The sequence below is a fragment of the Parafrankia colletiae genome (genome assembly GCF_001854655.1).
Lineage (GTDB): Bacteria > Actinomycetota > Actinomycetes > Frankiales > Frankiaceae > Parafrankia > Parafrankia colletiae.
This window is the reverse complement of the sequence record NZ_MBLM01000173.1, coordinates 1-26,227: the sequence shown is the minus strand read 5'-3', so window position 1 is coordinate 26,227 and position 26,227 is coordinate 1. Positions and strand designations below refer to the sequence as shown.

Sequence of the window (26,227 nt, the reverse complement as noted above, 5' to 3'; positions counted from 1 at the left end):
ACCGCCCGGCTCCGCATCACCGCCCGGCTCCGCGCCACCGCCGGCGTCCCGGTGGCGGCGGGTGTCCGGTCGGCGGGCTGTCGGCAGCCGGGCGGCGGGGGCGGTTGTGTCACAGGCCGTCAACGCCGGGGGAAGCCTGGTGGTGCAGCTCGTCGCCGTCCGCGCGCTCGGCGTCCACAGCTTCGGCTCGCTGGTGCTGCTGGTGTCCTGTCTGGTTCTCTGCACGGCGCTGCACACGGCCTTCGTCGGCGACTCGCTGACCGTGCTCGGCCGGGACGACCCGGGGGTGCGCGGGGTGCTGCTGGCCACCCACGCCGCCCTGGCGACGTGCGCCGCGGGTGTCGGCTACGGCGTGGCCGTCGGGCCGGCCGGGCTCGCACCGGGGGCCGGCCTTGCCTATGCCGGGCTGGTGGTCCTCTGGCTCACCGAGGAGCTCGGACGCCGGGCCCTGATGTCCGGGCTGCGGTTCTGGGCGCTGGCCCTCAACGACGCGACCTACGTCGGCGTCACCCTGCTCACGCTCGCCGTCACCGCCGCCGCGGGGTCGACGGTCAGCCTGCCCACCGTCGTGTGTGCGATGGCCGTCGGCGCCGCGGCCGCGATCCTGCTGGCCCTCGTCCAGCTGCCGCTCGCCGAACTGCGTCCCGGGCGGCCCCGGGTGGAGCTGATGCGGCAGGTGGCCGGCTTCGCGGTATGGCGTTCGCTGCAGGCCGGCCTCACCCCGGCGCTGCTGTTCACCGCCCGTGCGTTGACCAGCGCCCTCGCCGGGCGCGCGGCGCTCGGGCAGATCGAGACGGCCCGGCTGCTGCTGGCGCCGGCGCAGACGGTGGTCGCGGCGGCCGGCAACGTCCTGCTGCCGACGTTCACGGCGGACGGTGACACCGCGGCGGACCGTGACGCCGCCCGCCAGGCCCGCCAGGCCCGCCAGGCCCGCCAGGCCCGCCAGGCCCGCCAGGCCCGCCAGGCCCGCCGGGCCAGCGCTGCCCTGATCAGTGCCACCGTGCTGGTCGGCGCGGTCGCGGTGCTCCTGGCCGACCCGCTGACCCGGCTGCTCGTCGGGCCGGACATCGTGGTGCCGCGCGCCGCCGTGCTCGCCTGGGCGGCCTACTCCTGCGCCCTCGCCCTGGGACTGCCGGCCGGCAGTGCCCTTGTCGCCCGCCGGCGCACCAGGACGGTGTTCCTGGCCTGGCTCGCGGACGCGCTCGTCGGCGTCGCACTGGCGGTGCTGCTCCTGGACGCCGGTCATCCGGCCGCCGTACCGGCGGGGCTGGCCGTGGCCCGGGCGGGGAGCGCGCTGTTCCTGCACCTTCTGGTCAGCCGCGCGGGACGTCCACACCCACTGCCGGACGCGGCGGCACGAGCGGTGGGCATGGCGGCGGCACGGTCGGTGGGTACGGCGGCACGGGTGGTGGTCGCGGCGGTACGGCGGCCGGGCGCGGCGGGATGGGTGGCGGACGGCCGGGCTGCGGGAGTCGGAACGCGGCTGCCGCGGCTGCTGCCGGGCGGGAACCGTTGGACGTTGGCGTGCGTCGTCCTCCCGCTCATGCTCGCCAGCGACTACAAGGTCCGGATGCGGGCCCGGGAGGAGACCGTCTCCGGCCGTCCGGACCTGTTCGTTCTGCTGGAGATCGCCGTGTACGCGGCGATCGGCGCCGTTCTGCTGCTGACCGTCGCCCGCTCGCCCGCCCAGCGCCGCAACGCCACCGTCGTCGTCCTGGCCTGGGTGTTCGGGTGCTACTGCGTGCTGTCGACGTTCTGGTCGCCGTACGGAGGCCTGGCAGTGGTGCGGGCGGGGCAGCTGCTGCTGACCATCGCCATCGCCCAGACCGCCGCGCGGTACGCCAGCCGCGCCCAGCTGCACGGCCTGGCCCACGCGTTCGCGGCACTGGTCACGGCCTCGGTGCTGTTCGGCGCCGTCCACCGGTTCCCGCCGGTGAGCACCACGACCGCGGGACGTTTCACCTGGCTGTACGTCCACCCGGTCGTCGCGGGGATCTACCTGGGCGCGGCCACGGTGATCCTGGCCGTGTACCTGACGCACGCGGGCCGGCCGCACCGGATCTGGCCGGACCGGGCATACCAGCTGATGCTGGTCATCGTCGGCTCCGGGCTGCTCGCCTCCCGAACCCGGGGTGCGCTGGGTGCCGCGGTGGTCGTCGCGCTGATTTCGATGATCATGGGGGCTCGGCCCGTCCGCCGGCTCGACCTGCTGGTCGTGACGGGCGTCCTCACCCTGATCGCCGTGACCACCTCGTCGGCGACGGTGCTGACCTACCTGGCCCGCGGGGAGTCGACCGAGAAGCTGGCCACCCTCAACGAACGCACCAACCTGTGGTCTCTCGCGTTGGATGCCTTCGGGCACAGGCCACTGACCGGCTGGGGACTCACCGCGTCCCGCGGGATCTTCCTGGACCAGATCGGCCTCGGCGGCGGCCACAACGCGTTCATCAACGTGCTGGTGGACGGTGGCGCGATCGGCGCGCTGCTCTGGCTGGCCCTGTTGGGTGCCCTGGTGTCCGCGCTGCTGCGGCTGTGGCGCCGGGCGGGGCCGCGGTCGTCCCGGCGCGGCGACCTGACCCTGCTGATCGCCCTGCTCCTCTTCCTGCTCCTGGACGGACTGACCGCCGAGCACATGGCCGCGCCCGCAAACGTCGCGAACATCCTGCTGGCCGTGATCGTCGGGTGGACGGGCGCGTTGCTGCGCCCGCCACCGCGCCCCGGCCGAACGACCGCCCCGCCGGCGCGACTGCCGGCGCGACTGCCGGCGCGACTGCCGACGCGACTGCCAGCGCGACTGCCGACGCGGATGCCAACGGGGTTGGCGGCGCGGTACCCAGCCGGGTCGGCCTGATGGCCGGGCGCACGGTTCTCTTCGCGCACGCCTCGGCCGAGCTCTACGGCGCCGACCGGATGCTGCTCGACTCGGTACGGGCGGTCATCGCCACCGGCGGCCGCGCGGTCGTGGTGCTGCCGGGGGACGGCCCGCTGCGGCCGCTGCTGACCCGGGCCGGCGCCGAGGTACGCGCCATCGACATCCCCGTGCTGCGCAAGCACTATCTGCGGCCGGACCGGGCGCTCGGCCTGGCCGCGCGGATGGCCGTCGCGGTGGGCCGGCTGACCGGGGTGATCCGTCGGATCCGCCCGGACGCCGTCTACGTCAACACGCTCACGATTCCCAGCTGGCTGGTGGCGGCACGGCTGTGCCGGGTGCCCTGCCTGGTCCACGTGCACGAGGCCGAGCGGACCGGTCGGCTCGTCGGTGTCGTGCTCACCGCCCCGCTGCTGCTCGCGCGGATCGTCGTGGTCAACAGCGCCGCCGCCGCGCACATCCTGGCCCACCACGTTCCGGCGCTGGCCGGGCGGACCAGGCTGGTCCACAACGGCGTGGCCGGCCCCGCCGGGCCGGTGCGCGCACTGCCGCCCGACCGCCCCGGCCGCCCCGACCGCCTTGGCGGTCCCGGCGGTCCCGGCGGTTCTGGCAGTCCTGGCCGGCCGTGCCGGCTGCTGGTCGTCGGCCGGCTCTCACCCCGCAAGGGCACCGATGTCGCGATCAACGCCGCGCTGCGGCTGCGGGACGCCGGCCGGGACGTCCGCCTGGACCTGGTCGGCAGCACCTTCGACGGCTACGAGTGGTACGAGCGTGAGCTGCGGCGGCTCGCGGACGCCCCGGGACTCGCCGGCCACGTGCACTTCCACGGCTTCCAGCCCGACACCGGGCCGTTCCTCGACGCCGCCGACATCGTCCTGGTGCCCTCGCGGGTCGAGCCCTTCGGCAACGTCGCGGTCGAGGCCCTGCTGGCGGGACGCCCTCTGGTCGCGAGCGCGACACAGGGGCTGCTGGAGATCGTCGCCGCGGAGCGCACCGGCCTGCTGGTCCCCCCCGACGACCCGGTGGCGCTGGCGACGGCGGTCGGCCGCCTGCTCGACGACTGGCCACTGGCCACTCGGCTGGCCGCCGCCGGGCACGCCGACGCCGCTGACCGATTCAGCACGGAGCAGTATCACGCCAGGATTTCCAGGCTTGTCGATGGACTCATCGACACCCCACCAACGCCCCGTTGGTGATTCGTTGTTCATTGTTGGAGGCGGCGGCCCAGCTGTCGAAATAACGCATGCTGGATTCGGTGTCGCCGTCAGAATAGGGTGCCCCGCGTGCGTACCGGGATCCGTCACTGATTCCGGGCACCGGATATCCGCGGCGCCGCCGGGCGGGCCGCGGGAGTGTGGCGGAGATCGAGATGATCCCGCCCACCGTTAAACAGCTGGGCCGCCACGGCGATATGCGGCCAGCTGGGGGAGGGGATGCAATGAGGCGGCCCGGAACGAAGAGAAAACGGCGGGTGGCGTGGCGGCGGGCGGCGGGGGAGCTGCCGCTGCGGCGGAGGCGACAGCGCGCCGCGTCGGCGGTCGCGATGTCGGGGGCGGCGGTGCTCCTCCTGCTGGCCGGCTGCAGCGGCGACTCGGAGCCGGGCACGGGGCGGGCCGCCGCTCCGACCGCCCCGTCCTCGCTGGCCACGGTGCCGAGCGTGGTGGAGCGCACCGCCGCAGCCGTCCCGTTCGGCGCGCCCGCCACACCTGTCGCACCCGCCACACCTGCCCCGCTCGCGGCGACGACGCAGGCGGAGCCGGGCGGCGAGGTGGCCGTCTCGGTGACCGGGATCGAGCCGGTGCGTTCGCAGGGCGAAGGGCCCGGCCAGTTCACCGGCCAGCCCGCTGTCGCCTTCACCCTCGCCCTGCGCAACGTGTCCGGCCGGGCCGTCGATCTGGACGCCGTCAACGTCACCGTCTCCTACGGCGCGGGGGATCTGCCGGCCCAGCCTGACTCCGGGCCGGCGGCCAGGCCGCTGGCGGGCGCGCTCCAGCCGGGGCAGACCGCGAGCGGCGTCTACGTCTTCCTCGTCCCCGAGGAGCAGCGGAGCAGGGTGACGACCGTCGTCAGCTACGACGCGGCGAAGCCGGCCGTCTCCTTCACCGGTCCGGTCGGCTGACGGTAGCCCGTCGGCAGTTCTCGTCGGGAGGAGTTTCTCCTCGGTTTCACCGCCGGGTGGGCAGCAAAAAGGTCTCCTGATTCACGGATGCCCACCGCGGTTGGTTCGGCTGCCTTCCTCTCCGCGGCCCGAGTGGCCCGGAGGACCGTCTCCCCGGCGGGATTTCACGTGCACTGATCTGCCCAAACCGCGTCGGTTGTGCGAGTGCCTGAACCTGGGTATGGTGCCCTCCAATACGAGGGAATGCCTATTTGTCGCACAACAATTCCGCGCGCGGTACCGGCCGTGCCGGATCAGGAAGAGCGTGATGTGGGTGGGGGAACGGAAAGCAACGACAGGCGGAGCATTAGCCGTCACCGGGCGGCTGGTCGGCGTGCTTTCGGCCGTCGTCCTGGCCGTGGCCGGCACGGGCGTGTCCGTCCTGCTGGGGCCGCCGGGCGCGCTGCTGGGGCCGCCGGGCGCGCGGGCGGACACCGCGCCGCCGGATCCGTGGACTCCCGCGACGGTGAGCGCTGACGCGCTCCCGACGGTGCAGGTGAACGGCGTCGTCTGGGCCCAGGTGGTCGTCGGCAACACCGTCTACGCCACCGGGAGCTTCAGCGCCGCCCGGCCCGCCGGCGCGGCCCCGGGCACGAGCGAGACGCCGCGCGGGAACCTGCTCGCCTACGACATCACCACCGGCACCCTGATCGCGGGCTTCACCCACACCCTCAACGCGCAGGGCCGGACCATCACCGCCACCCCCGACGGCCGCCGGATCTACGTGGGCGGTGACTTCACCGCCGTCGACGGGCAGGGCCGCAACCGGATCGCGGCGTTCAACACCGTGGACGGGTCCCTCGCCACCAGCTGGGGCGGCGGTGCCGCCGCATCCGTGCGCGCGCTGTCCGCGACGAACACCGTCCTGTACGCCGGCGGGGTCTACGCCTCGGCGATGGGCAACACCCGCTCCCGGCTCTCCGCCTACGACGCGACCAGCGGAGCGCTGCTGGCCTGGGCACCGGCGGCGGAGAACGGCCAGGTCAACGCCCTGGTGGTCACCCCCGACCACTCCCGGGTCATCGTCGGCGGCCAGTTCAGCAGGCTGAGTGGCACGGCCGCGGCCGGGCTCGGCGCCGTCGACGCCACCACCGGTGCCGCCCTGCCCTGGGCCGCGAGCCGCGTCGTCCGCAACTCCGGCGACCGCGCGAGCATCAGCAGTCTGCGCACCGACGGCACCAACATCTACGGTTCCGGCTGGGTCTCCTCGGCCAGCAACGGCAACCTGGAGGGGACGTTCGCCGCAAGGCCGGACACCGGCGACCTGGTCTGGCTCGAGGACTGCCACGGCGACACCTATGACAGCTTCGGCGTCGGGGGGGTGGTGTACAACGTCGGTCACGCCCACTTCTGCGGCAACATCGGCGCGTTCGGGCAGACCGAACCCTGGTCGTACTACCGGGCTCTCGCCCACACCGCCGCGGCGACGGGAACCGTCGCGCGCAACACCCTGATCGGTTACGCCGACTTCGCCGGCCAGCCGGCCCCCACCCAGCTCACCTGGTACCCGCGGCTCGCCGCCGGCACCGTCACCGGCCAGAACCAGGCAGCCTGGTCGATCACCGGGAACAGTCGCTACCTGACTCTCGGCGGCGAGTTCCCGTCCGTCAACGGGGCGCCGCAGCAGGGCCTCGTCCGGTTCGCCATCAGGACGGCCGCGCCGAACCGGGTCGGCCCGCAGTACAACGCCGCCGCGCTGACCCCGACCGTCCGCCCGCTGGGCGGCGGAGCGGCGCGCCTCAGCTGGACGACGACCTTCGACAACGACAACGAGGCGCTGACCTACCGGGTCGTGCGGGACGGGAACACGGCGAACCCGGTGGGGTCGGTCACCGCCCGGGCCCGGTTCTGGGAGTCGAAGCCGGTCACCTTCACCGACACCGGCCTGGCCCCCGGCAGCACCCACACCTACCGGATCCAGGTGTCCGACCCGCTCGGCAACACCGTCGCCGGCCCGACCAGCGCGGCGGTGACGGTTCCGCGGGAGGCGTCCGGCGCCTACGCGCAGACCGTGCTGGGGAGCACCCCCAGCAACTACTGGCGTCTCGGCGAGGAATCCGGCACCGCCTCCTTCGACTGGGCCGGGTCCGCGGACCTGACCGTCGGCAGCGGCGTGACCCGCGGCGCGGCCGGCGCGATCGCGGGCGAGCCGAACACGGCCTCGACCTTCAACGGCGCCAGCAACGGCTTCGCCGCCACCTCCACACCGGTGCCCGGCCCCAGCACCTTCAGCGTCGAAGCCTGGTTCCAGACGACGTCCACCAGGGGCGGGAAGATCATCGRCTTCGGCGGCAGCCGCACCGGGACGTCCTTCACCTACGACCGGCACCTCTACCTGGCCGACAACGGACGTCTCACCTTCGGCGTGAACCCGAACGGCTTCCGGACGATCACCAGCCCCGGCGCCTACAACGACGGCCGCTGGCACCACGTGGTGGCGACCCTCTCCGGCGCGGGCCTGGCGCTCTACGTCGACGGCAGCCGCGTCGCCCAGGACACCACCACGACCTCGGCCCAGTCCTACCCCGGCTACTGGCGAGTCGGCGGTGATGACCTCGGATTCTGGCCGAACCGTCCCAGCAGCAACTTCCTGGCTGGTTCGATCGACGAGGTGGCGATCTACAACCGTGCGCTCACCCCCGCCGAGGTGACCGCCCACCGCGCCGCCGGCACCGGCGGGTAGCCGGACCTCGGCCGCCGGGCCGGCAGAGGGACGTCGGCCCGGCGGCTCCGCGGTAACCGCGGAGCCGCGGGCTGGGTGGTTCCGGCCGAGAAAGCGCGTACCGGGGCTGCTAAAAACAGCTCGCCCGTCTTATTCTCCATCTTCTTTTGTGCGCAGTTCGGTCGACAATCAAGGAGCCTTTTCTTGTTTGAAGGTTTGAGTGCTGACGGAATTAACGGGAGATGCATTATGTGTGTACGATGGATTCATCAGGAAATATTGGAGTGTTCGCGTCGTGTGAAGCGCTGACGATCCAGGCGCGGCGAGAGATCCCTGACATCCCCCGGTGGCACGGTCGGGTTCGCGCGCGGGCACGCATGTCCTGGAGAACGCGAGGACTGGCGATGCGCATTGCTTTTCTCGGCACACGCGGCGTGCCGGCGAACTACGGCGGCTTCGAAACTGCGGTGGAGGAARTCGGGCGGCGACTCGTCCACCTGGGTCACCAGGTGACGGTCTACTGCCGAGGAGAGGGAGAGGAGGAGTTTCTCGGGATGCGGCGCGTGGAACTCCCGGCGATGCGCCGCCGATCGCTRGAGACCCTCAGCCACACCGCGCTGAGCGCCGCGCACGCCATGCGGCACCGGCCGGACGTGGCACTGGTCTTCAACGCCGCCAACGCCCCCCTGTTACCCCTGCTCAGGGTGCGCGGCATCCCGGTCGCCGTGCACGTCGACGGTCTGGAGTGGCGTCGCGGCAAGTGGGCCGGCGCGGGCCGCCGGTACTACCTGCTGGCCGAGGCCCTGGCGGTCGCCTGGGCGGACGACCTGATCGCCGACAGCACCGCCATCGCGGACTACTACCGCTGGAAGTTCCAGGCCGAGTCCACCGTGCTCACCTACGGCGCACCGCTGCTCGGCCCGACCGGGACCGCGCAGGTCGCCAGGCTCGGACTGCGCCCGAAGGAGTTCCACCTCGTCGTCGCCCGCCTGGAACCGGAGAACAACATCGACCTCATCGCCCGCGGCTATCTGGCGAGCAGCTCGCAACATCCACTTGTCATCGTCGGTGGAAATCCCTACCCCACGGATCACACCCGCCGACTCGACCAGCTCCTCGCCTCCGACCCGCGCATCATGTCCCTCGGTGGGATCTACGACCAGGAACTCCTGAACACGTTGTACGCCGCCAGCCTGACCTATCTTCACGGGCACAGCGTCGGCGGAACCAACCCGTCACTGCTACGCGCGATGGGGGCGGGCACAACCGTGATCGCGACCGGCAACCCGTTCAACCGGGAGGTGCTCGGCGACGCCGGTTTCTTCTTCACCGAACCCGCCGAACTGGCGAGACTCCTGGAAGCAGCCGAAAAATACGCGGTGATCGGCGAACACTACGGCTCACGGGCCCGGGACCGCGCCGCCTCGGAATACGACTGGGACGAGGTCGCCATCGGCTACGAGAAACTCTGCCTGCGGCTCGCCGGCCGGGACGGACACGACCGGCCGACCCTGGCCAGCTCCCTCCGCCGCTCCTCCGAGAGCCACAGTCACAGTCAAAGCCACGGTCACGGTCACGGCCACGGCGTCGAGGCCTACCGATGACGGCCAGCAGCCTGCCTCGAGCGGGCCACCCGTCCACGGCGGCGGAGGCGGCAGTGAACGCCCCGCCGCAGGGATTCCGGCAGGCACTCGACCAGCTGCGGTCCGCGCAGAAGTCGCCGAAGGGAGCGCCGGCCTACTCCCGGTTCGTGAACCGTCGCCTCGGCCGGCTGCTCGCCGCCGCCGCCCATCCCGCCGGGCTCACCCCGAACCAGGTGACCGCGATCAGCGGCCTGTTCACCTTCAGCGGTATCGCCGTGCTCGCGGCCGTCCGTCCCAGCGCGCCCGTGGGGCTGGCGGTCTGCCTCGCACTGGTGCTCGGCTACGCCCTGGACTCCGCGGACGGCCAGCTCGCCCGCCTGCGCGGCGGAGGCACACCGGTAGGGGAGTGGCTCGACCACGTCGTCGACTCCGCGAAGATCCCCCTGCTGCACCTGGCGGTCGCGGTGTCCTGCTTCCGGTTCTCGACCCTCGGGCGCGGCGCCTACCTCCTGATCCCGCTGGCCTTCGCGGTCATCGCCACGGCGACCTTCTTCTCCATGATCCTCAGCGACTTCCTCCGCCGGTTGCGCCTCGCCGGCGCCGACGCGGGTGCGCCTGCGGCCGGGGCTTCGGCTGGGGCCGGGACTGGGGCCGCGGCTTCGGTCGGGGCCGGCGCGGGGGCTGGGGCCGTCCACGCGCCGGTCTGGCGGTCGCTGCTCGTCCTGCCGAGCGACTACGGCCTGCTGTGCCTGGTGTTCGTCCTGCTCGGCGCCGGCAGCGCCTTCAGCGCGCCCTTCGCCGTCACCTATGCCGCCCTCGCCGCAGCCAATGCCCTCTACCTGCTCGGGGCCCTGGCCCGGGGCTACCGTGCGATGTCCGCGCTGGGGGCCTCGACGCCACGCCCGGGTGGCCTGAATCCCTCGCGCCACCCGGACCCGGACCCCTCGGGAACCGTCCCGGTCATCGCGGCCTCCGGAACCACAGGAGCGGTCCTCCCGCGACGGTCACCCGCGGTGGTGCCGACGGCCGGGAGCCCCGCAGGTGCGGATACAGCGGCCGCAAGAACCACGACGACGGTCGGGCCAGGTGGCCGATGACCGTCGTCGGTTACGTCCCAGGCGCCTACGACATGTTCCACATCGGCCACCTCAACATCATCCGTCGCGCCCGGGACGCCTGCGACCGCCTGGTGGCCGGAGTGGTGACCGACGATGTCGTGCTCGCGGTCAAGGGACGTCCACCAGTCGTGCCCCTCAGTGAACGTATGGAGATTGTCGGCAGCCTGCGGATGGTGGACGACGTCGTCGCGGACCCGCACCGCGACAAGTTCGACATGTGGCCGACGGTCCGCTACGACATCCTCTTCAAAGGCGACGACTGGCGGGGCACGACGAGGGGTCGAAAACTCGAGGCGGACCTGTCCACGGTCGGCGCGCGGGTGATCTACTTCCCGTACACGATCCATACGTCCAGTACCCTGCTGCGACGCTTTCTCAGCCAGCCCAGTGGCGGCACCGGGGTGGGCACGGGCGGCCGAGCAGCGACATCGGGCGAGAGCTGAGCCGGGGCGGCACCAGCCGGTCGGGGCAGACAATCGAGCAGGCCGGGACGTCCCCAGTCCCGGCCGCCGCCACCGCCGTGCGCACCGCACTTCGCCCTCGCCGCCATCAACCCCTTCCTCGAAGCGGACATCGACGCGGCGGCGGGCGTGCTCCGACCCGCCCCACAGACCGCACCCAGCGCGACCGCTACTCTTGGGAGGCGGCCGCCGCACCCACGGTGGCCCGTCCGGGGCGGTAGCTCAGCCGGTCAGAGCAGCGGACTCATAATCCGTCGGTCGTGGGTTCGAGCCCCACCCGCCCCACCAGATTCCCCATGAAGGTCGGAGGTCTGATGGTGTCGTCAGAGCGGAGGGTGGCCGAACGGGCCCCGGTGACGCTTGACGACGTGCGCCTGCACCGCGAGGAGATCATCGCTCTGGGCCATCGCTTCGGCGTCCGCAATGTGCGCGTCTTCGGTTCCGTGGCCCGCCGTGAGGCGACGGCGTCCAGCGATCTGGACCTGCTGATCGACGTCGAGCCTGGCCATGGGTACTTCGATATGGCCGCCTTCGCGCTGGCGGTGGAGGATCTGCTGGGCGTGTTCACCCAGGTCGCGACCGAAGGCGGACTCAAACTGCGTATTCGTGACCGCGTTCTCACCGAAGCCGTACCGGTCTGAGGGAGAGGGCGTGCGGCGGGATGAGGAACGGCTGGCAGATATTCTTGAGGYGGCCGCGAAGATCGAGGACCRAGTACGACGTGGCCGCGAACGGTACGACACCGACGAAGATGTGCAGATTGTCCTCACGTATCTGATACAGGTGATCGGCGAAGCCTCATCATGAATTTCTCCGGAGATTACCAACAGATACCCTCAGGTTCCGTGGAGGGGAATCGTCGGGATGCGCCACCGTGTGGTGCACGACTATTTTGCGGTTGACCTCGACATTTTGTGGAGCGCTGCGAGCGTCGACGTGCCACGTTTGGCTGGAGAGGTCCGGAGGATCCTCGAGGACATAGCGTCCCGGGGTTAGGGGTGGTGGTGCTGGCGATGCTGCAGATGCCTGTAGGCACCCTGTAAATCATCCATCACGGCGACCACCGCTGGTGCACGCACGAGTCGGTGTCGATCTGCCAGGACTCCCGCCGGCCGAGATCCTCGTCCCACACCGGCCGTCGGGTCAGGGGCTCCGCCACTCGCATATGCGCCCGTCCATGCGCACGGGCGAACTCCGACCGGACGAACGAGCCCACTACCTCCCCGTCACCGTCGACCACCAGCAGCGGCCGGAGCTGTGATCGGATGTCTTCCGGGGGTGTGGTGTGCCGTGGGACGGCGGAGCGGTGGCAGGGGAGAGCAGACCATGGTGGCCGGCCAGCGCCGACGTCATCGGTCCCGGACGCACGGAATCGACGATGGCGACGTCGGCGGCGGTGCCGGTGTCCGCCGAGTGCCCAGCATCCGCCGAGTGCTCCGGGTGTCGTCGTCGAACCGGCGGAGGAGTTCCGGGCGCCAGGTCTCGCCGATGGCGACGACGGCGCCGTCGAGCCCTGCTTGCTGTCCTGCCGTGAACGCCGGGGCCTCCTGGGCGGTGACCCATCGTCCGGCGACGAGCAGCGGTGATGGATCCAGCGCGAGGACCGTGCCCAGGGCCCGCCGGTAGTCCGCGAGGATCAGCGGCGGGTCACCTTTCGGGTCGTCGTCGTAGGCGGCATCGCGGTCGAGTAGGGCCAGCACGACCTCCCGCACCCGTTGGCCGTCGCCCTCGAACCGTACGAGCCCGTAGACCGGTTCTTCCGCCTTCATGGGCAGCGGCTCCCCTCGCCGTCCGTCCTGCTCTGTCGCGCACCTTGCGGTGACGTTGAGCGTCGATCAGATGACGAGACGTCCCTACCGCCGATCGAGGACGTTTGGGACGTCTATGACGCTGTCCGTAACGTCCCCGGCGGGAGGGYGTGACAGTGGCGGCCCAGGGAACCAACGAACACTTGCGGGTGGCCATGGCATCGAGCGGTATGGAGATCGAGACCCTTGCGCGATCAGTCGGCGTGGACCCCAAGACCGTGCAGCGCTGGTTGAAGGGACGCCTTCCCCACCCCCGGCACCGGTGGAAGGCCTCCGACGCACTCGGCCGCTCCGAAGAGGAACTCTGGCCCGAAGCCAGCGCGGCCAGCGCCTCCGGCTCCCTCGTGACCAGCGAAATCGTGTCCGCCTACGCCCGCCGCGCCGACGCACCGTCGCAGCTCTGGTCACGCCTGCTGGACCGGGCCGGGACGACGATCGACCTCATGGGTTACACGATGCTGTTCTTCCCCGAACAGCACCCCGACCTACCCCGAGTCCTCGCCGACAAGCGCGCCCAGGGCATGCGCGTCCGCATCGCCTTGGCGGACCCGGAGTGCGCCGATGTCGCTGCCCGCGACGAGCTGGAGAACCTTGGCGGGACGCTCCYGGGACATATCAGGTCGACCGTCGGTCACTTCGAGCCCCTGCTGTCGAACCCCGGTGTCGAGCTGCGCTTCCACCGGGTGCCGCTGTACAACGCGCTCTACCGGTTCGACGACCAGATGCTCGTCACGCCGTACCTGTACAAGCTGCACGGCTTCCAACACCCCATGCTCCACCTGAAGCGACACAGCCCGGCCGGCCTCTTCGAGAGCTACGCCCACCAGTTCGAAGCCATCTGGACGGCACCCACCACCAGACCGCACGACGCCCGAGCAGACCGGGAGGCATGACCCGATGGGCCGCGTCGACTACTACCACGACCCCGAAGCTCCCGCCGCGAACTCCCTGGTCGTCGGAGGCTCCGCCATCGTCGCCGACGACCAGGGCCGCATCCTGCTCCAGCGCCGCAGCGACTCCGGGAACTGGGCACTACCCGGCGGGAAGATGGACATTGGCGAGACCTTCGCCGACTGCGTCACCCGCGAGACCAAGGAAGAGACCGGCTTCGACGTACGCATCGACCGCATCGTCGGCATCTACTCCGACCCCGGCCACGTCTTCGCCTACGACGACGGCGAGGTACGCCAGCAGTTCAGCATCTGCTGTGCCTGCACCATCACCAGCGGAACCCTCCAGGTCAGTGACGAGTCCACGGCCGTCGAGTTCCACGATCCCGCAGCCCTCGAGGATCTGACCATGCACGACAGCATCCGGATCCGCATCCGCGATTACCTCGTCGACGGCCCACCGGTACTCCGATGAGACTGCCGAATCTGYCTGTTTAGGATCAAGCTGGGGTGCGGGCCCACGCCGCGCGACGGCTGCGCGTGGCGCTGGGGCGCCATGCTCGCCGGCGCGTCGCCAGCCCACACCTCTCAGAGGATCAACGGGTGTCCAGGAGCCCCGTCGGCCGGCAGCGTCGAGGACGCGAGCCGTGGCCGTCAGAGCCAGACCCGCGCGTCCGCCGGGAGGGTCAGTCGCAGAGCCGCTTCCATGTGGTGGCGCCGGGCCGCAGTGTGAAGGTCACGCGATGTCCGGCGTTATCCGTGAAGGCGACCTCCGTCTCGCTCACAGGCGTCAGGATGCCGATCTGGGACGGGTTGCCCCAGCCGTCCGGCGGGTTGAAGTTGCCGTCGTGCAGCGGCGGGACCAGCTCGTAGTAGCGGTCCTGGTAGTGCGCCTCGCTGATGCCGCAGTGCGTGGAGAGCCCGTAAGGCACCGCCGGGCCCAGTTGCTCGGGTTCCGCGGGCGAGGACCCGCAGCCGCCGAGCAGCGCGGCCAGGCAGGCGACGGCGACCGCGCTGGCCGCGCGCGTCCCTGCCGAGGCGAGGACATACATCTGTTCTCCGTCGGTGTCGAAAGGGAAAGGCTTCCCGTTTCGACGTAGCGCGCGCTCCCCCGGTTCCCGGGAAGCTGCCGGGAAACAACGTCCGGTCTCGACCCGACTTGGTCCAACCCCCACAGTGTCTCTGATGTGCTCCGCCATCCATCCCGGAGGGCAGGCCGCAGTGGACGGCAGCCAGGGTGGCAGCCAAGCCCGCGAACAGCAGCGGACGGTCACGGACCCGCTGGACGAAGTCGAGCCCGTGACCGGCACCGGCGGACGTCGACGAACACCGGCGGACGAACCGCCGATGATCTCTTAATCCGCAGATCTGGCATCCGGCTAACGGTCACACCCCGTCGCAGCGTTCTGCTCCGCACCAGGTCCATCGCCGGGCTCAGGCGGTTCAGAGACGTGTTCTTGGTACAGCCATTCGTACAGCCAAGCCCACGGACGATGGCGAACGTCAGCGGACGACTGGAGAATCGGACATTGCGCCGACCGGGCTGTACAGAAGTCGGCAGACCCCCACGGACGAACCGCGCCGATCTTGTAGCCGGGAGGTCGACGGCCAGGATGCTGCCGCGCCTCTTCACTTCAGGATCGAGTCGCGGTTGGCGACAGGGAGGGCGGTGTGGAACAGGATGCCACCATCTTCATCCGGCCCCGCGCTGGGCACTTATGCGGCATCGTCCCGGCGATCGTGCCGTGCGGCACGAGCCACGACGACGGTGCTTACCGGCCAGAAAACGAACAGCACGAGCATGCCGAACCTTGCCGTCGCCGGATACTCGACATGCGTACCCTCCGCGAGTGACCAGGTACACCGGTTTCCCGGCGGCGCCCAGGTCCAGTGAGTCTCCCCGTAGTCGGAATCCTCCATGAGGGGCGGGCAGCCCAGCACGGCTTCACCCGCGAGCAAGATGATCCATCCGCTGAGACAGAACAGCCATGCGACGAGCGAGACCAACACAGCATTGCGAACGCCGCGACCCATGCGGGCAGTCTCCCGCACGCTCGGATCCTGCCTGAAACGCCCTGTCACGCCGGCTCCACGCCGTGGAACTTCCTACAGCCAAGCCGGCAGACCACGGCAGACGCCCGTGGACGGCGACGGAAACGCCGCAGGCAGTGGCCAGGCTGTACGGACGTCCGTGGTCGCCCACGGACGTAATGAGTCGATCTTGTAACCGGGTGGTCGGAACGCCCGCCGGGTGTAGCTACCGCTGTAGCAACAGCCACGGACGTCAGCGGATAGCGACGGACGTCAGCGGACAGCGCGAGCAGGCCCGACTCCTGAGACACCTGATGCTTTCCGTGCCTTACAAGCGAGTAGTCCACGCCGCTGGCGTCGCCCGTGGTCGAGCGAGCTCCCATCAGACCTCTTGTCTATGCTTAAATTTCTTTCATGCGTCACGAGAGTAGTCAGCCCAATGTTTGGCAGCTCCGCAGGTGCGGGAAAATAGTTGCCCGCATCCATGTAGAAACGTCCGACCAGCCATGGTTGGTCGGACGGTTTGAGCCAGAACCCGGTTTTGCTGCTCTCAAGCCGCTGTTCGATCGTGAGGTTTCATTGGTCGATTCGGACGGTGATCTGGACGTTGATGCGTTGGAGGTAGTACAGAATCGGATATGCCAGATGGTGGTGTTAGTCAAGCCGGATGGCTGCAAGGTTTCCGATTTCATGCTTCACCTTCGCGGAGATGAGGCATCATTTCGCTGGAGTGACGAGCCACTCGACGGACTAGAAAACTAGCTGTCGGATGATGGGTGCTGGAAGCTACTCGGACTGCGGGTTGCCGAAGCCCTGCGATGCGTCTGGCAAGGACATCCAGCGTGGCTGCTCTGCCCAAGCCGCTCACGTTGCGTGCCCATTCCCCGGCTGGGCGCCCGAGGATCTGACGGGACGCCGGCCGCGTCAAGGGCGCCCTTCGGGCGGTCCTGCGGACTGGCTGCGCCACCCTTGACCCGGCCGGCGTCCCGCGCAGGCTAAGGCGCTGACCGGGAAACGGGACAAAGAAATGGGAGGCACGAGAAGCGCCGTGACGCCTCAAGCCGGTCCGCAGCCAGTCCGCAGGACCATGAGAACCCGTCGAAGACGACGGCAGATGCCGCAAGGCATCCGCCCAGGTCACGCGGCATCCGCCGTCGTCTTCGACGTTTCCGAAAGTCCCTCATAACCCGTCGGTCGTGGGTTCGAGCCCGACCCGCCCCACCACGCTCCGTAGTTGGCCTCTGGTCGGGGTAAATAGGTTCGACCTATCGGTCGCGGCGGGCAGAAACTTGCTAAACAGGCATGTACAGCTGCCGCTGTTGCTGGTCCGTCGCCGGATCGGCGCGCAGCAACGCCTTCGGCAGGACGGTCCTCGCCGTCGCTGTCACCCGCTGGATGTAACGCCCTTCGCCCCGCCCGCCGTCCGGCAGATTCGCCAGCATGATCCCGGCCGGGCGCAGCACCCGCGCCACCTCGGCGAAGAACTCCGCGGTCGTCAGCGTCGCCGGCACCCGCCCGTGGGCGAAGGCGTCGACGACGACCACGTCGGCCGTGTCACCCCCCAGTGCGCGGACCGCCGCCCGTCTCTCGTGCGGGATGACGCGGATCCGGTGCCCTGGCGGAAGCGGCAGCCGCGCCCGCGTGAGCGCTGTCACCTCCGCGTCCGGTTCGAGCACGAGCTGGGGCGAGCCCGGCCGGACGTGCGCGGCATACCGCGCGAAGGTGCAGGCCCGGCCGCCGATGTGCGTCACCGACAGCGGGCCGGCTGGCAGCGCGTCGACCACGTCGGCGAAACCCTGGTTGTACTCGAAGTCCAGGTAGGCCGGGTCGCGCAGATCGACGTAGGGCTGCCGGCCCTGGTCCATCAGCATCAGCCAGCCGCCGGGACGGTCATCGCCGGCCAGCAGTTCGAGCCACGGTCCGCCCTCGCCACCCATCGGCCCACCGTGAATGTGCCTTACCGGCTGGGCGGTGCGCGGGGCCCGGCCCCGGCGGCCAGATTCACCGGGCTGCCGCGCAGGAACCGTATCCTCAGGTGTGACCGAGTCCGAAGACCAGCARACGTTCCAAGACCTCGGGCTCGGCACCGCAGTCCTGCGAGCCCTCACCGAACTCGGCTACGAGGTGCCGTCGCCGATCCAGATCGGCACGATCCCCGCCCTGCTCGCGGGCCGCGACGTCGTCGGCCTCGCCCAAACCGGGACCGGCAAGACCGCCGCGTTCGCTCTCCCAATCCTGTCCAGGATCGACGTGCGCAGCACCTCCACCCAGGCGCTTGTGCTCGCCCCGACCCGGGAATTGGTCCTGCAGGTAGCCGAGGCGTTCGGCCGGTATGCCCACCACCTCACCGGCCTGCATGTGCTGCCCGTCTACGGAGGGCAGGCCTACGCTCCCCAGCTGGCCGGGATCCGCCGTGGCGCGCAGGTCATCGTCGGCACTCCCGGGCGGGTTATCGACCACCTGGAACGCGGGACGCTCAGTCTGGGCGGCCTGCGCATGCTGGTCCTCGATGAGGCCGACGAGATGCTCCGGATGGGCTTCCAGGAGGAGGTCGACCGGATCCTCGCCGCCACCCCCGACGCCAAGCAGGTCGCGCTCTTCTCCGCGACGATGCCCGCGCCGATCCGCCGCATCTCCCGGCAGTACCTGCGTGACCCGGTTGAGATCACCGTCAGGGCGCGGACCGTCACGGCCGCGAATACCCGGCAGCGGTTCCTGACCGTCGCCGGGCCGCGCAAGATGGACGCGCTCACCCGGGTCCTCGAAGTCGAGCCGTTCGAAGCGATGATCATTTTTGTGCGGACGAAGTCGGCAACCGAGGATGTCGCCGAGCGGCTGCGCAGCCGCGGGTTCGCCACCGAGGCGATCAACGGCGACCTCAGCCAGCCGCAGCGAGAGAAGCTCATCGCCCAGCTCCGCGACGGCACTCTCGACCTGCTCGTCGCCACGGACGTCGCCGCCCGCGGCCTCGACGTCGAACGGGTCACCCACGTCGTCAACTACGACATCCCCACCGACCCGGAGTCGTACGTCCACCGCATCGGCCGTACCGGCCGCGCCGGGCGCAGCGGTGAGGCGCTGCTGCTCGTCACCCCCAGGGAAAAGGGCCTGCTCGCCGCGATCGAGAGGGCGACCCGCCAGCCGCTCGCCGAGATGGAACTGCCCACCGCGGAGGATGTGAACGCCCAGCGGGTCGCGAAGTTCCACGACGCGATCACCGCCGCGCTCGACGCGCCAGCCCACGCCGTCTTCAGGGACCTGGTCCTTGGCTACACCCACGAGCACGACGTTCCGCTCGCCGACATCGCCGCGGCGCTGGCCGTGATGACCCGCCATGAACAGCAGGAGTTCCTCCTCCCGCTGGACATCGCCCCGCCTGCCCGCGACAGGCCCGCCCGCGACAGGCCCGCCCGCGGCGCGGGCGGGCCGCGGCCGGTCTATGCCACCTACCGGATCGGGGTCGGGCATCGCCAGCGGGTCACCCCGGGCCAGATCGTCGGGGCGCTCGCCAACGAGGGCGGCCTGGACCGGGCGGATTTCGGGCGGATCGACATCCGGGCCGACTACAGCCTCGTCGAACTTCCCACCGACCTGCCCAAGGACACCCAGCAGGCATTGACCCGCACCCGCATCGCGGGCCAGCCCCTCAACCTGCGCGCCGAACGGCCAAGCCGGGAATCCGGTGCGCGGCTCGGCGTCAGCCGCCGAGGAAAATCCGCCCCTTCCGCCCGCAGGACGCGCCGCCCCGTCTGACGCGGCCCTTCCCCTCACCGACCACACCGGCGCCGGCCGCGGCCACGCTGGGGCGTGTCGCGGCAGCGCTGTGGGCATGCCCGCTGGCTGATCCCCACTCAGCTTTTGTTGATCTTGGCCTGTTGCGGGCGGCTCGTGTTCCCGGATCACAGTCCGAAGAACGGGGCCCACCTCAATCATCCTGTGCTGGGACAACCTCAACACCCACCGCAGCACCGCCATGCGCGTGTTCCTCACCTGCCACGCCAGCTGGCTGACCGTGGTTCCCCTACCCGCCTACGGCCCCCGACCTCGGGCCCCGTCGAAGGCGTCTGGGCCCACGTCAAACGCGACCTCGGCAACCACATCCGCGTCACCGTCGACCAGCTCACCACCACGATCAAGACCTTGCTCAAACACATCCAGTACCGATCCGACCTCATCACCGGCTTCCTCGGCCAGACCGACCTGCCCCTGGATCATCAACCCCCGTAACCAGACCCTGACCATTCAAGATCTGTAGCTCCGCTGCTTCTCAAGCCAGTCGGCTACTTGCGCCGCGTCGAAGCGGAGATACCGCCCGACTCGATACGCCGGAGGGCCCTCCCCGCCTCTTGTACCGCCGTTGTCGTCACGCCAGTCCCCTCCGGATCCGCTTGCCTGTGAGCACGTACACCGTGCGCTGAGTGCCGTGCGTCGCGCCTCCAGCTCGTGCCCGTTCTGTCGTTGTCCGATCCGGGTCGGTGGCCACCGCCAACGCCCGGACCACAACTTCGTCGAGGCCGCCGATCGCCAGGTCGGGGACGCCGGCCGGCGGGTCCAGCTCGGCGAGCCGGCGCAGGATCGCTGCGGTCGCCTCGAGGTCACCGATAGGTAGGGCGCGGATCGCGCGCCCGGCCTTGTCCTAACGCGACCGCACTGAACGCGCCGCAGGCGCCCGCGTAGCCGCCGCCGACGAGCTGGTCGATCTGGGAGCGGGCCGCGTCGATCTCGACGTCCGTCGGGGTGCGCAGCTCGGCCGGCATCCCGGCCCGGCCGGCCACAGGGCACCGCCGGCGCCGGATCAGCAGTCGTCGCCGGCCAGCGTGGTCAGCACCGCCCCGGCCTGGGCGGTGTCGGGATGCTCTGCGCCGAGGATTCGCTAGCGGGTGGCCACCACCTCGGCCAACAGGGCGCGTGCCTCGTCCCGCGCGCCGACGGCGGCGAGCAGCCGGGCGCGCCTCCCGAGTGCGGAAAGCAGCACCGGGCTGGTGCTGGGGAGGAGGTGCCCCAGCCGGGGGATCGTCTCGTCGAACAGCCGGCGCGCCTCGTTGGTGCCGTCGGCCCGGCCGAGAGCGTCCGCTAGGACGACGCGGGCGGTGAGCGTGCTGGGGGTCGCGCTGGGTCGGCCTGTCCGTCGAGCGCGGTGTGGGTGTCGGCGCGCAGTTGGGTGACCAGGCCGCGTGCGGTGCACGTGCCGACTTCCAACCGCTTGTGCAGCGTTTCCGCGGAGATCGGGCCGCGCTTGGTGATGGCTGCCGTCGGCTCACGTTCAGGGCGCGGTCCAGGGCCATGCCCGCATTGCCAGGGCGGCCACCGCTTCAAGGTCGCCGCGGTCGGCGCCGTCACGGGCCTGTTGGGCCATGCCTTGCATGACCACGCTGATGTATACCGCCAGCGCGCGGGCGTCGGTGCCGGCGGGCAGTTCCCCGGCGTCAATCGCGACGTTGACGAGGCGTTCGAGCGCGTCGAGGTCGGCGGTGCGCAGGGCGCGCAAAGCCTGTTCGACCTCGGTTGCGTTGCAGTTGACAGCGGCGCTGATCACTAGGCAGCCGCGCGGCAGGTCGGGACGGGTGTAGGCCCCCGCGGCCTCGCGCAACATGCGGTCCAGGCCGGCCTTGAGGGTCGGCTCCTCGATCAGCGCCCTTGCGATGAAGGCGTGGTAGGTCTGGCCGTAGACCTGCACGACCTCGTCGAACAGCTCGCGCTTACTGCCGAAGGCCGCGTACAGGCTCGGGGCGCCGACGCCCATCGCCGCCGTGAGATCGGCGATGGAGGTCGCCTCATAGCCGCGCTCCCAGAACAACACCAGGGCGTGATCAAGAGCCGCGGCTCGGTCGAACTCCCTGGGTCGTCCCCTTCGGACTGCTACCACATCCTCATTCTATACCGAACGCTAGAGAATCTGCTACAGTCCAAATTCTGTAGCGACCGCTAGAGAATCTGCTACAGTCCAAATTCTGTAGCGACCGCTTTAGAAGGATGTGGGCATGAGGACGCTGGCAGGCAAGACCGCGCTGGTCACCGGTGGCAGCAGGGGTATCGGCAAGGCCATCGCCGAACGGCTGGCCCGGGAGGGCGCGCTGGTCGCCGTCCACTACGGGAGCGACGAGGCAGCGGCCACGCAGGCGGTAGCCACGATCAAGAGCGGCGGCGGCAGAGCGTTCCTGATCCGGRCAAAGTTCGGGGAGGYYGGCGACGCCACGGCGCTCTGGGAGTCGTTCGACCGGGGCCTGGCCGAGTTCACCGACACGCCAGGCCTGGACATCGTCGTCAACAACGCCGGGATCGTCGCCTACGCCGCCATCGGCGACACCGCCGAGAAGGACTTCGACGAGATGTTCGCGGTCAACGCCAAGGCACCGTTGTTCATCCTCAAACATGGCCTGCACCGGCTCCGCGACGGTGGCCGGATCATCAACATCACCTCCGCGGCGGCCCGGATCGCCGTCCCGATGACCATCGCCTACTCGATGACCAAGGCAGCCCTCAACGTCCTGACCCACACCCTCGCCCAGGAGCTCGGGCCGCGCGGCATCACCGTCAACGCGGTCGCGCCCGGCGTCGTCGACACCGACCTCGCGCCCTGGCTCGCCGACCCGCAGCTAAGGGAGCGCATGGCCGCCCTGTCGGCCTTCCACCGGATCGGTGACCCGGTCGACATCGCCGGCGTCGTGGCCTTCCTCGCCTCCCCCGACGCACGGTGGATCACCGGTCAGACCATCGACGCGACCGGCGGCACCCTGCTCGGTGTGACCATTTAGAAACCGAGACGATCATGACCTTGTCGGGTACGTACGAGCCCAGCCCGTTCCGGCGGATCCGTGACCAGGTCGCGCTCTACGAGGCGACCGACGGGCGTGAGGGCGGCATGCTGGAGGACCGGCCGGTCATCATCCTGACCCACCGGGGCGCGACCACTGGGAAGCTCCGCAAGACGCCGCTGATCAGGATCGAGCACGACGGCGGCTACCTCGTGGTCGCCTCCTACGGCGGCGCGCCCACCCATCCCGTCTGGTACTACAACCTGCTCGCGCACCCGCTCGTCGAGGTGCGCGACGGTGCCATCACCCGCACCATGCACGCGCGCGAGGTATCCGGCGCCGCGAAGACGGAACTGTGGAAGACGGCCGACACGGCCTGGCCGCATTTCCCCGAATACCGCGCCCGCACCGACCGGGAGCTGCCGATGTTCCTCCTGGGCTCTCCCTGAACCCGCACCGCCCTCTCCCTTTCGCCCATGCAGTCTTTCTCCCCGTGCGACCCAGGAGGTCTCCCATGCCGGTCTCCAGCCGTGCCTGGCATCTCGCCGCCCGCCCGATCGGCGAACCCAAACCAACCGACTTCGTGTCCGTCACCACCACGGTCGCCGACCCCGGACCGGGTCACATCCTCGTCCGCAACGACTGGCTGTCCGTCGACCCGTACATGCGCGGGCGCATGGACGAAGGTGAGTCCTACATCCCACAGTTCGAGCTCGGCGAGGCAATGACCGGCCACGCGGTCGGGACCGTTGTCGCCTCCGGAGCCGACAACGTGCCGGTCGGGTCAACCGTGTTGCACTTCCTGGGCTGGCGCGAGTACGCCCTGCTCCCCGCCGCCGTCGAGGTGCTCGATACCCGCCTCGCCCCCGCCCAGGCCTACCTCGGCGCGCTCGGTATGACCGGGCTCACCGCCTACGCCGGCCTCACCCACGTCGCCCCGGTCCAACGAGGCGACGTCGTCTTYGTCTCCGCCGCCGCGGGTGCAGTCGGGTCAGTCGCGGGCCAGATCGCCAAGCGCCTGGGCGCCGCCAAGGTCATCGGCTCGGCCGGCGGCCCCGGCAAGGCCCGGCGCCTCGTCGAGGACTTCGGCTACGACATCGGGCTCGACTACCGGGCAGGCGACCTACCCGGCCAGCTCACCAAGGCCGCACCCGAAGGCATCGACGTCTACTTCGACAACGTCGGCGGCGACCACCTCCAAGCCGCGCTCGGCGCGATGAACCAGCACGGGCGCATCGCCCTGTGCGGTGCGATCTCCATCTACAACAGCGCCGAACCCCCACCCGGCCCGAGCAACCTGCCGCTCGCCATCGGCAAACGCATCACCCTGCGTGGCATGAACGTCGGCGACCACTACAACATCGCCACCGGCTACATCCAACAGGCCACCGACTGGTTGCAAGACGGCTCGCTGCGCACCGAAGAGACCATCCTCGATGGCATCGACAAAACCGTCGAAGCCTTCCTGTCCATGATGCGCGGCGCTAATACCGGCAARACACTCGTCCACCTTCCGTAGGGTTTTGTCAGGCCGTTGATCGTCTGGATTTGGGGATGCGGGATCTTTGAAGTTGACCCGTTCCTGTTCACACCTGGGCTGAGGAGTGAATTGCTCTTTGGGATAATGGTCCCGGGGAGGAGTGCAGGTGCCGAGATCAAAACCGCCGTACACCGAGGAGTTCCGCCGGCAGATGGTGGAACTGGTCCGGGCTGGGCGGATGCCCGAGGAACTAGCGAAGGATTACGGCCCGTCGGGGCAGTCGATCCGTAACTGGGTCCGGGAGGCCTCGTGCGAGGAAACCGCCACCGCGGACGAGCTGAGCGCCGCGGATCGCGAGGAGCTGAAACGTCTCCGGAAAGAGAACCGGAAACTCCGAGAGGAACGCGACATCCTCCRCAAGGCCACAATTTTCTTCGCGACGGGTGCGTCCAGAAGTCCGGCTATGCCAAAAGACGTTTAGYCGGGTGTAAGCCTGAGGTGGCCAGCCGGTGAAAGTCCGGCCCGTGGAGGTGTCAGAACCCGCAGTAGCTGGTTCCCGACGTCGGGAGAGATCCCAGGCGTCGAAGCGGAACGACAAAGTCCCTGTCAGGGGATGAGCAAAAGACCGGTCCGTAGCATGAAGCGAACCGTGTAGCGTCGTCAATGAAACCCGCGTGAGCGGGACAAGGAGGAGCCGAGCCTCTCCGTTGCGGGCGAAGGCCACGGACGGTGTCTGGGAATCTGGAGCGGACACCTATGAACCTCCCGGCGTATGGCGGGCGGAACGGTCGGAAGGTGACCGAGGGAACTGGAGAGAGGCTCGCCAGCTCTGGGTTCGCGGCCCAGAAAGAGTGACCTGCCTATAACCGGGGAACCGGGAAATGGCGGTCGGCTGGCAGCCAGTCGGAGGGGGAAATAGTAGTGCCGATCGCCGGGACAACACAACCCGGCGGGAGCGAAGGGCCCCTACTTCATCGATGCACTGGTTGAAGGGAAAGGCTCGGGTTGAGTGCCTCACAGGCTAGAATGACCCGCCACGCCGACGGTGTGGATTCGGTCCGTGCCCTCCAGCGAGTGCTCTACCGCTGTGCCAAGTCTGATCCCGACCGTCGTTTCCACGCGCTGTACTGCCATGTCGTCCGCGACGACGTTCTCTGGCGTGCGTGGCACGATGTGCGGTCGAACCGGGGAGCTCCCGGCGTCGATGATATATCGATCGACGACGTGGAACGCCTCGGGGTCGGGGAGTACCTACACGGCATCGCAGCTGACCTCAGGGCTGGCTGCTACCGGCCGGCAGTACTACGCCGAGTCGAGATCCCGAAAAGCGAACCCGGGAAAACTCGGCCGCTGTCGATCCCCACGGTCCGGGACCGCATCGTGATGACTGCAGCGAAACTGGTACTCGAACCAATCTTCGAGGCCCAATTCCTGCCGGTCAGTCATGGGTTCCGGCCAGGCCGTTCCCCGCTCGGTGCCTGTGAGGCTATTCGAGCCGAAGTTAACAGGGGACGGACCTGGGTGTTCGACGCCGACGTCGCTGACTGTTTCGGCAGCCTCGACCGTCGCGCGGTCATGAGCCAGGTCGAACGCCGCGTATCGGACCATCAGATCCTACGGCTGATCCGCGCGTGGCTGAAGATCGGAGTTCTCGACGACGGCGTGGTAACCGACCGGTCCACAGGGGTGCCGCAGGGCTCACCGATTACGCCTCCAACGCACTTGGCAACTTCGAGTTCGAGGTCACGCTGAGCTACCGGCGTCTGGAACTGCCTCGGCGTGTCGAGGTGACGTCACGACACAGGTGGTAGTACTGATCTGTCTGTGGGTGATCGTCGTCGTGTGGGTGCGGGTGAGTACGCCGAGCGGGTGAACGCTGCGGCGCAGCTGCTGGAGGGCGGYGTTCCGATCGAGGACGCCGCCCTTCTGCTGTCCGCGCGGTTTRGGGTTTCGCCGCGGCAGGCCCGGCGTTACGCCGATTCGGCGGCGGGTGGGCGGGTRGTCGTGCCTGAACCGACGGTGGTGTTCACGGTCAAGCTTCCCGCTGTGCTGGCCGAACGGATACGCGAGGAAGCCCGGGGCCGCGGCACGACGATTTCGTCGCTCGTGACCGGTGCGTTGTCGGACTGTCTCGTCTCAGCCGAGGCAGGAAGTCCGACGGATGAATGAGCGGGCGATCGCTCTTGAGTATGTGTTCGACCGCCACGCGGCCCGGGATCTGTCGATCGCGTACGGAGTCCTGGTTCCACCTCGGCGGCTGAAAATCCAGACGGACCAGCAGACAGGAGACGAGAACGGTGAACGTGGCGGTTTATGCCCGGGTGTCGTCGGACCGGCAGAAGAAGAACGAGACGATCGTCTCGCAGACGGCGGCGCTGCGTGAACATGCCCGGCAGATGGGGGCGGTACTAC

27 protein-coding genes and 1 tRNA gene are annotated in these 26,227 nt (G+C 69.7%); 20 read left to right on the top strand and 8 right to left on the bottom strand.

Features of this window, described 5'->3' with window-relative positions; translation table 11 throughout:
* The 11 genes from CC117_RS32280 to CC117_RS40785 form a co-directional block, all read left to right on the top strand.
* Positions 1 to 2,851 (top strand): O-antigen ligase family protein (locus CC117_RS32280; RefSeq protein WP_084133114.1); only part of this gene is annotated, 2,851 nt, incomplete at its 5' end.
* Positions 2,851 to 4,065 (top strand): glycosyltransferase, encoded by a 1,215-nt coding sequence (locus CC117_RS32275; protein ID WP_071091754.1) that lies wholly within the window; start codon positions 2,851 to 2,853, stop codon positions 4,063 to 4,065. The genes CC117_RS32280 and CC117_RS32275, both read left to right, overlap by 1 nt.
* 275 nt (positions 4,066 to 4,340) lie before the next feature.
* Complete coding sequence (locus tag CC117_RS32270) at positions 4,341 to 4,988, top strand: hypothetical protein (RefSeq protein WP_116287961.1); 648 nt, start codon at positions 4,341 to 4,343, stop codon at positions 4,986 to 4,988.
* Between the two features lie 313 nt (positions 4,989 to 5,301).
* A complete protein-coding gene (locus tag CC117_RS32265) occupies positions 5,302 to 7,710 on the top strand; it encodes a LamG-like jellyroll fold domain-containing protein (RefSeq protein WP_241830606.1) in 2,409 nt (802 codons plus the stop codon).
* A 383-nt stretch (positions 7,711 to 8,093) separates the two neighbouring features.
* Positions 8,094 to 9,293, top strand: coding sequence for a glycosyltransferase (locus CC117_RS32260; protein WP_084133112.1), 1,200 nt, complete (start codon positions 8,094 to 8,096; stop codon positions 9,291 to 9,293).
* Positions 9,290 to 10,369 carry a CDP-alcohol phosphatidyltransferase family protein gene (locus tag CC117_RS32255; protein WP_084133111.1) on the top strand — a complete coding sequence of 360 codons (1,080 nt, stop codon included), beginning with the start codon at positions 9,290 to 9,292 and terminating at the stop codon, positions 10,367 to 10,369. Before CC117_RS32260 ends, CC117_RS32255 begins: the two co-directional genes overlap by 4 nt.
* Positions 10,366 to 10,833, top strand: a complete 468-nt coding sequence (locus tag CC117_RS32250) for an adenylyltransferase/cytidyltransferase family protein (RefSeq protein ID WP_071091739.1) — start codon at positions 10,366 to 10,368, stop codon at positions 10,831 to 10,833. The genes CC117_RS32255 and CC117_RS32250 overlap by 4 nt, the downstream gene beginning before the upstream one ends.
* A gap of 229 nt (positions 10,834 to 11,062) precedes the next feature.
* Positions 11,063 to 11,139 (top strand) — tRNA-Ile (locus CC117_RS32245).
* A gap of 65 nt (positions 11,140 to 11,204) precedes the next feature.
* Positions 11,205 to 11,492, top strand: coding sequence for a nucleotidyltransferase family protein (locus CC117_RS32240; protein ID WP_071091748.1), 288 nt, complete (start codon positions 11,205 to 11,207; stop codon positions 11,490 to 11,492).
* Positions 11,493 to 11,502: 10 nt separating this feature from the next.
* The gene (locus tag CC117_RS37735) at positions 11,503 to 11,658 is read left to right on the top strand and encodes a ribonuclease HepT family protein (protein WP_157905493.1); all 156 of its coding nucleotides are present in this window, start codon (positions 11,503 to 11,505) and stop codon (positions 11,656 to 11,658) included.
* Positions 11,659 to 11,847 (top strand): HepT-like ribonuclease domain-containing protein, encoded by a 189-nt coding sequence (locus tag CC117_RS40785; RefSeq protein WP_407673624.1) that lies wholly within the window; start codon positions 11,659 to 11,661, stop codon positions 11,845 to 11,847.
* A 353-nt stretch (positions 11,848 to 12,200) separates the two neighbouring features.
* On the opposite strand, the gene CC117_RS32225 is transcribed toward CC117_RS40785, so the two are convergent.
* Complete coding sequence (locus tag CC117_RS32225; RefSeq protein ID WP_071091734.1) at positions 12,201 to 12,620, bottom strand: hypothetical protein; 420 nt, start codon at positions 12,618 to 12,620, stop codon at positions 12,201 to 12,203.
* A 194-nt stretch (positions 12,621 to 12,814) separates the two neighbouring features.
* Here CC117_RS32225 and CC117_RS32220 point away from each other — a divergent pair, with 194 nt between their 5' ends.
* Both CC117_RS32220 and CC117_RS32215 read left to right on the top strand, forming a co-directional pair.
* Positions 12,815 to 13,552 (top strand): helix-turn-helix domain-containing protein, encoded by a 738-nt coding sequence (locus tag CC117_RS32220; protein WP_071091745.1) that lies wholly within the window; start codon positions 12,815 to 12,817, stop codon positions 13,550 to 13,552.
* 4 nt (positions 13,553 to 13,556) lie between these two features.
* Positions 13,557 to 14,024, top strand: coding sequence for an NUDIX domain-containing protein (locus tag CC117_RS32215; RefSeq protein ID WP_071091731.1), 468 nt, complete (start codon positions 13,557 to 13,559; stop codon positions 14,022 to 14,024).
* A 211-nt stretch (positions 14,025 to 14,235) separates the two neighbouring features.
* Here the strand turns inward: CC117_RS32215 and CC117_RS32210 are convergent, their stop codons facing one another.
* The 3 genes from CC117_RS32210 to CC117_RS32200 all read right to left on the bottom strand — a co-directional run bounded on the left by CC117_RS32210 (position 14,236) and on the right by CC117_RS32200 (position 17,517).
* On the bottom strand, positions 14,236 to 14,601 hold the full coding sequence (locus CC117_RS32210) for a hypothetical protein (RefSeq protein WP_071091728.1): 366 nt from the start codon (positions 14,599 to 14,601) through the stop codon (positions 14,236 to 14,238).
* 664 nt (positions 14,602 to 15,265) lie between these two features.
* A complete protein-coding gene (locus tag CC117_RS32205) occupies positions 15,266 to 15,601 on the bottom strand; it encodes a hypothetical protein (protein WP_131803174.1) in 336 nt (111 codons plus the stop codon).
* Between the two features lie 1,271 nt (positions 15,602 to 16,872).
* Positions 16,873 to 17,517 carry a spermidine synthase gene (locus CC117_RS32200; RefSeq protein WP_071091723.1) on the bottom strand — a complete coding sequence of 215 codons (645 nt, stop codon included), beginning with the start codon at positions 17,515 to 17,517 and terminating at the stop codon, positions 16,873 to 16,875.
* 100 nt (positions 17,518 to 17,617) lie between these two features.
* Here CC117_RS32200 and CC117_RS32195 point away from each other — a divergent pair, with 100 nt between their 5' ends.
* Positions 17,618 to 19,333 (top strand): DEAD/DEAH box helicase, encoded by a 1,716-nt coding sequence (locus CC117_RS32195; RefSeq protein WP_071091720.1) that lies wholly within the window; start codon positions 17,618 to 17,620, stop codon positions 19,331 to 19,333.
* A gap of 276 nt (positions 19,334 to 19,609) precedes the next feature.
* Here CC117_RS32195 and CC117_RS37725 read toward each other — a convergent pair whose 3' ends face one another.
* From CC117_RS37725 to CC117_RS32175, 4 genes are all read right to left on the bottom strand, one after another.
* On the bottom strand, positions 19,610 to 19,795 hold the full coding sequence (locus CC117_RS37725) for a hypothetical protein (RefSeq protein ID WP_198542060.1): 186 nt from the start codon (positions 19,793 to 19,795) through the stop codon (positions 19,610 to 19,612).
* A 380-nt stretch (positions 19,796 to 20,175) separates the two neighbouring features.
* Positions 20,176 to 20,355: a hypothetical protein gene (locus CC117_RS32185; protein ID WP_071091717.1), complete on the bottom strand. Its 180-nt coding sequence runs from the start codon at positions 20,353 to 20,355 to the stop codon at positions 20,176 to 20,178.
* Positions 20,356 to 20,453: 98 nt separating this feature from the next.
* The gene (locus CC117_RS37720; protein ID WP_071091713.1) at positions 20,454 to 20,765 is read right to left on the bottom strand and encodes a hypothetical protein; all 312 of its coding nucleotides are present in this window, start codon (positions 20,763 to 20,765) and stop codon (positions 20,454 to 20,456) included.
* 78 nt (positions 20,766 to 20,843) lie between these two features.
* Positions 20,844 to 21,446 carry a TetR/AcrR family transcriptional regulator gene (locus tag CC117_RS32175; RefSeq protein ID WP_256385440.1) on the bottom strand — a complete coding sequence of 201 codons (603 nt, stop codon included), beginning with the start codon at positions 21,444 to 21,446 and terminating at the stop codon, positions 20,844 to 20,846.
* A gap of 115 nt (positions 21,447 to 21,561) precedes the next feature.
* Between CC117_RS32175 and CC117_RS32170 the strand changes: the two genes are divergently transcribed.
* The 6 genes from CC117_RS32170 to CC117_RS32150 all read left to right on the top strand — a co-directional run bounded on the left by CC117_RS32170 (position 21,562) and on the right by CC117_RS32150 (position 25,984).
* Complete coding sequence (locus CC117_RS32170) at positions 21,562 to 22,335, top strand: SDR family oxidoreductase (RefSeq protein ID WP_071091707.1); 774 nt, start codon at positions 21,562 to 21,564, stop codon at positions 22,333 to 22,335.
* A 14-nt stretch (positions 22,336 to 22,349) separates the two neighbouring features.
* Positions 22,350 to 22,784, top strand: a complete 435-nt coding sequence (locus CC117_RS32165; protein WP_071091704.1) for a nitroreductase family deazaflavin-dependent oxidoreductase — start codon at positions 22,350 to 22,352, stop codon at positions 22,782 to 22,784.
* Between the two features lie 65 nt (positions 22,785 to 22,849).
* Positions 22,850 to 23,854 (top strand): NADP-dependent oxidoreductase, encoded by a 1,005-nt coding sequence (locus CC117_RS32160; RefSeq protein ID WP_071091701.1) that lies wholly within the window; start codon positions 22,850 to 22,852, stop codon positions 23,852 to 23,854.
* A gap of 127 nt (positions 23,855 to 23,981) precedes the next feature.
* Positions 23,982 to 24,296, top strand: a complete 315-nt coding sequence (locus CC117_RS32155) for a transposase (protein ID WP_071091698.1) — start codon at positions 23,982 to 23,984, stop codon at positions 24,294 to 24,296.
* Between the two features lie 545 nt (positions 24,297 to 24,841).
* Positions 24,842 to 25,567 carry a reverse transcriptase domain-containing protein gene (locus tag CC117_RS35605; protein ID WP_084133104.1) on the top strand — a complete coding sequence of 242 codons (726 nt, stop codon included), beginning with the start codon at positions 24,842 to 24,844 and terminating at the stop codon, positions 25,565 to 25,567.
* Positions 25,568 to 25,657: 90 nt separating this feature from the next.
* Positions 25,658 to 25,984 (top strand): hypothetical protein, encoded by a 327-nt coding sequence (locus tag CC117_RS32150; RefSeq protein WP_071091696.1) that lies wholly within the window; start codon positions 25,658 to 25,660, stop codon positions 25,982 to 25,984.
* Positions 25,985 to 26,227: the final 243 nt, after the last annotated feature.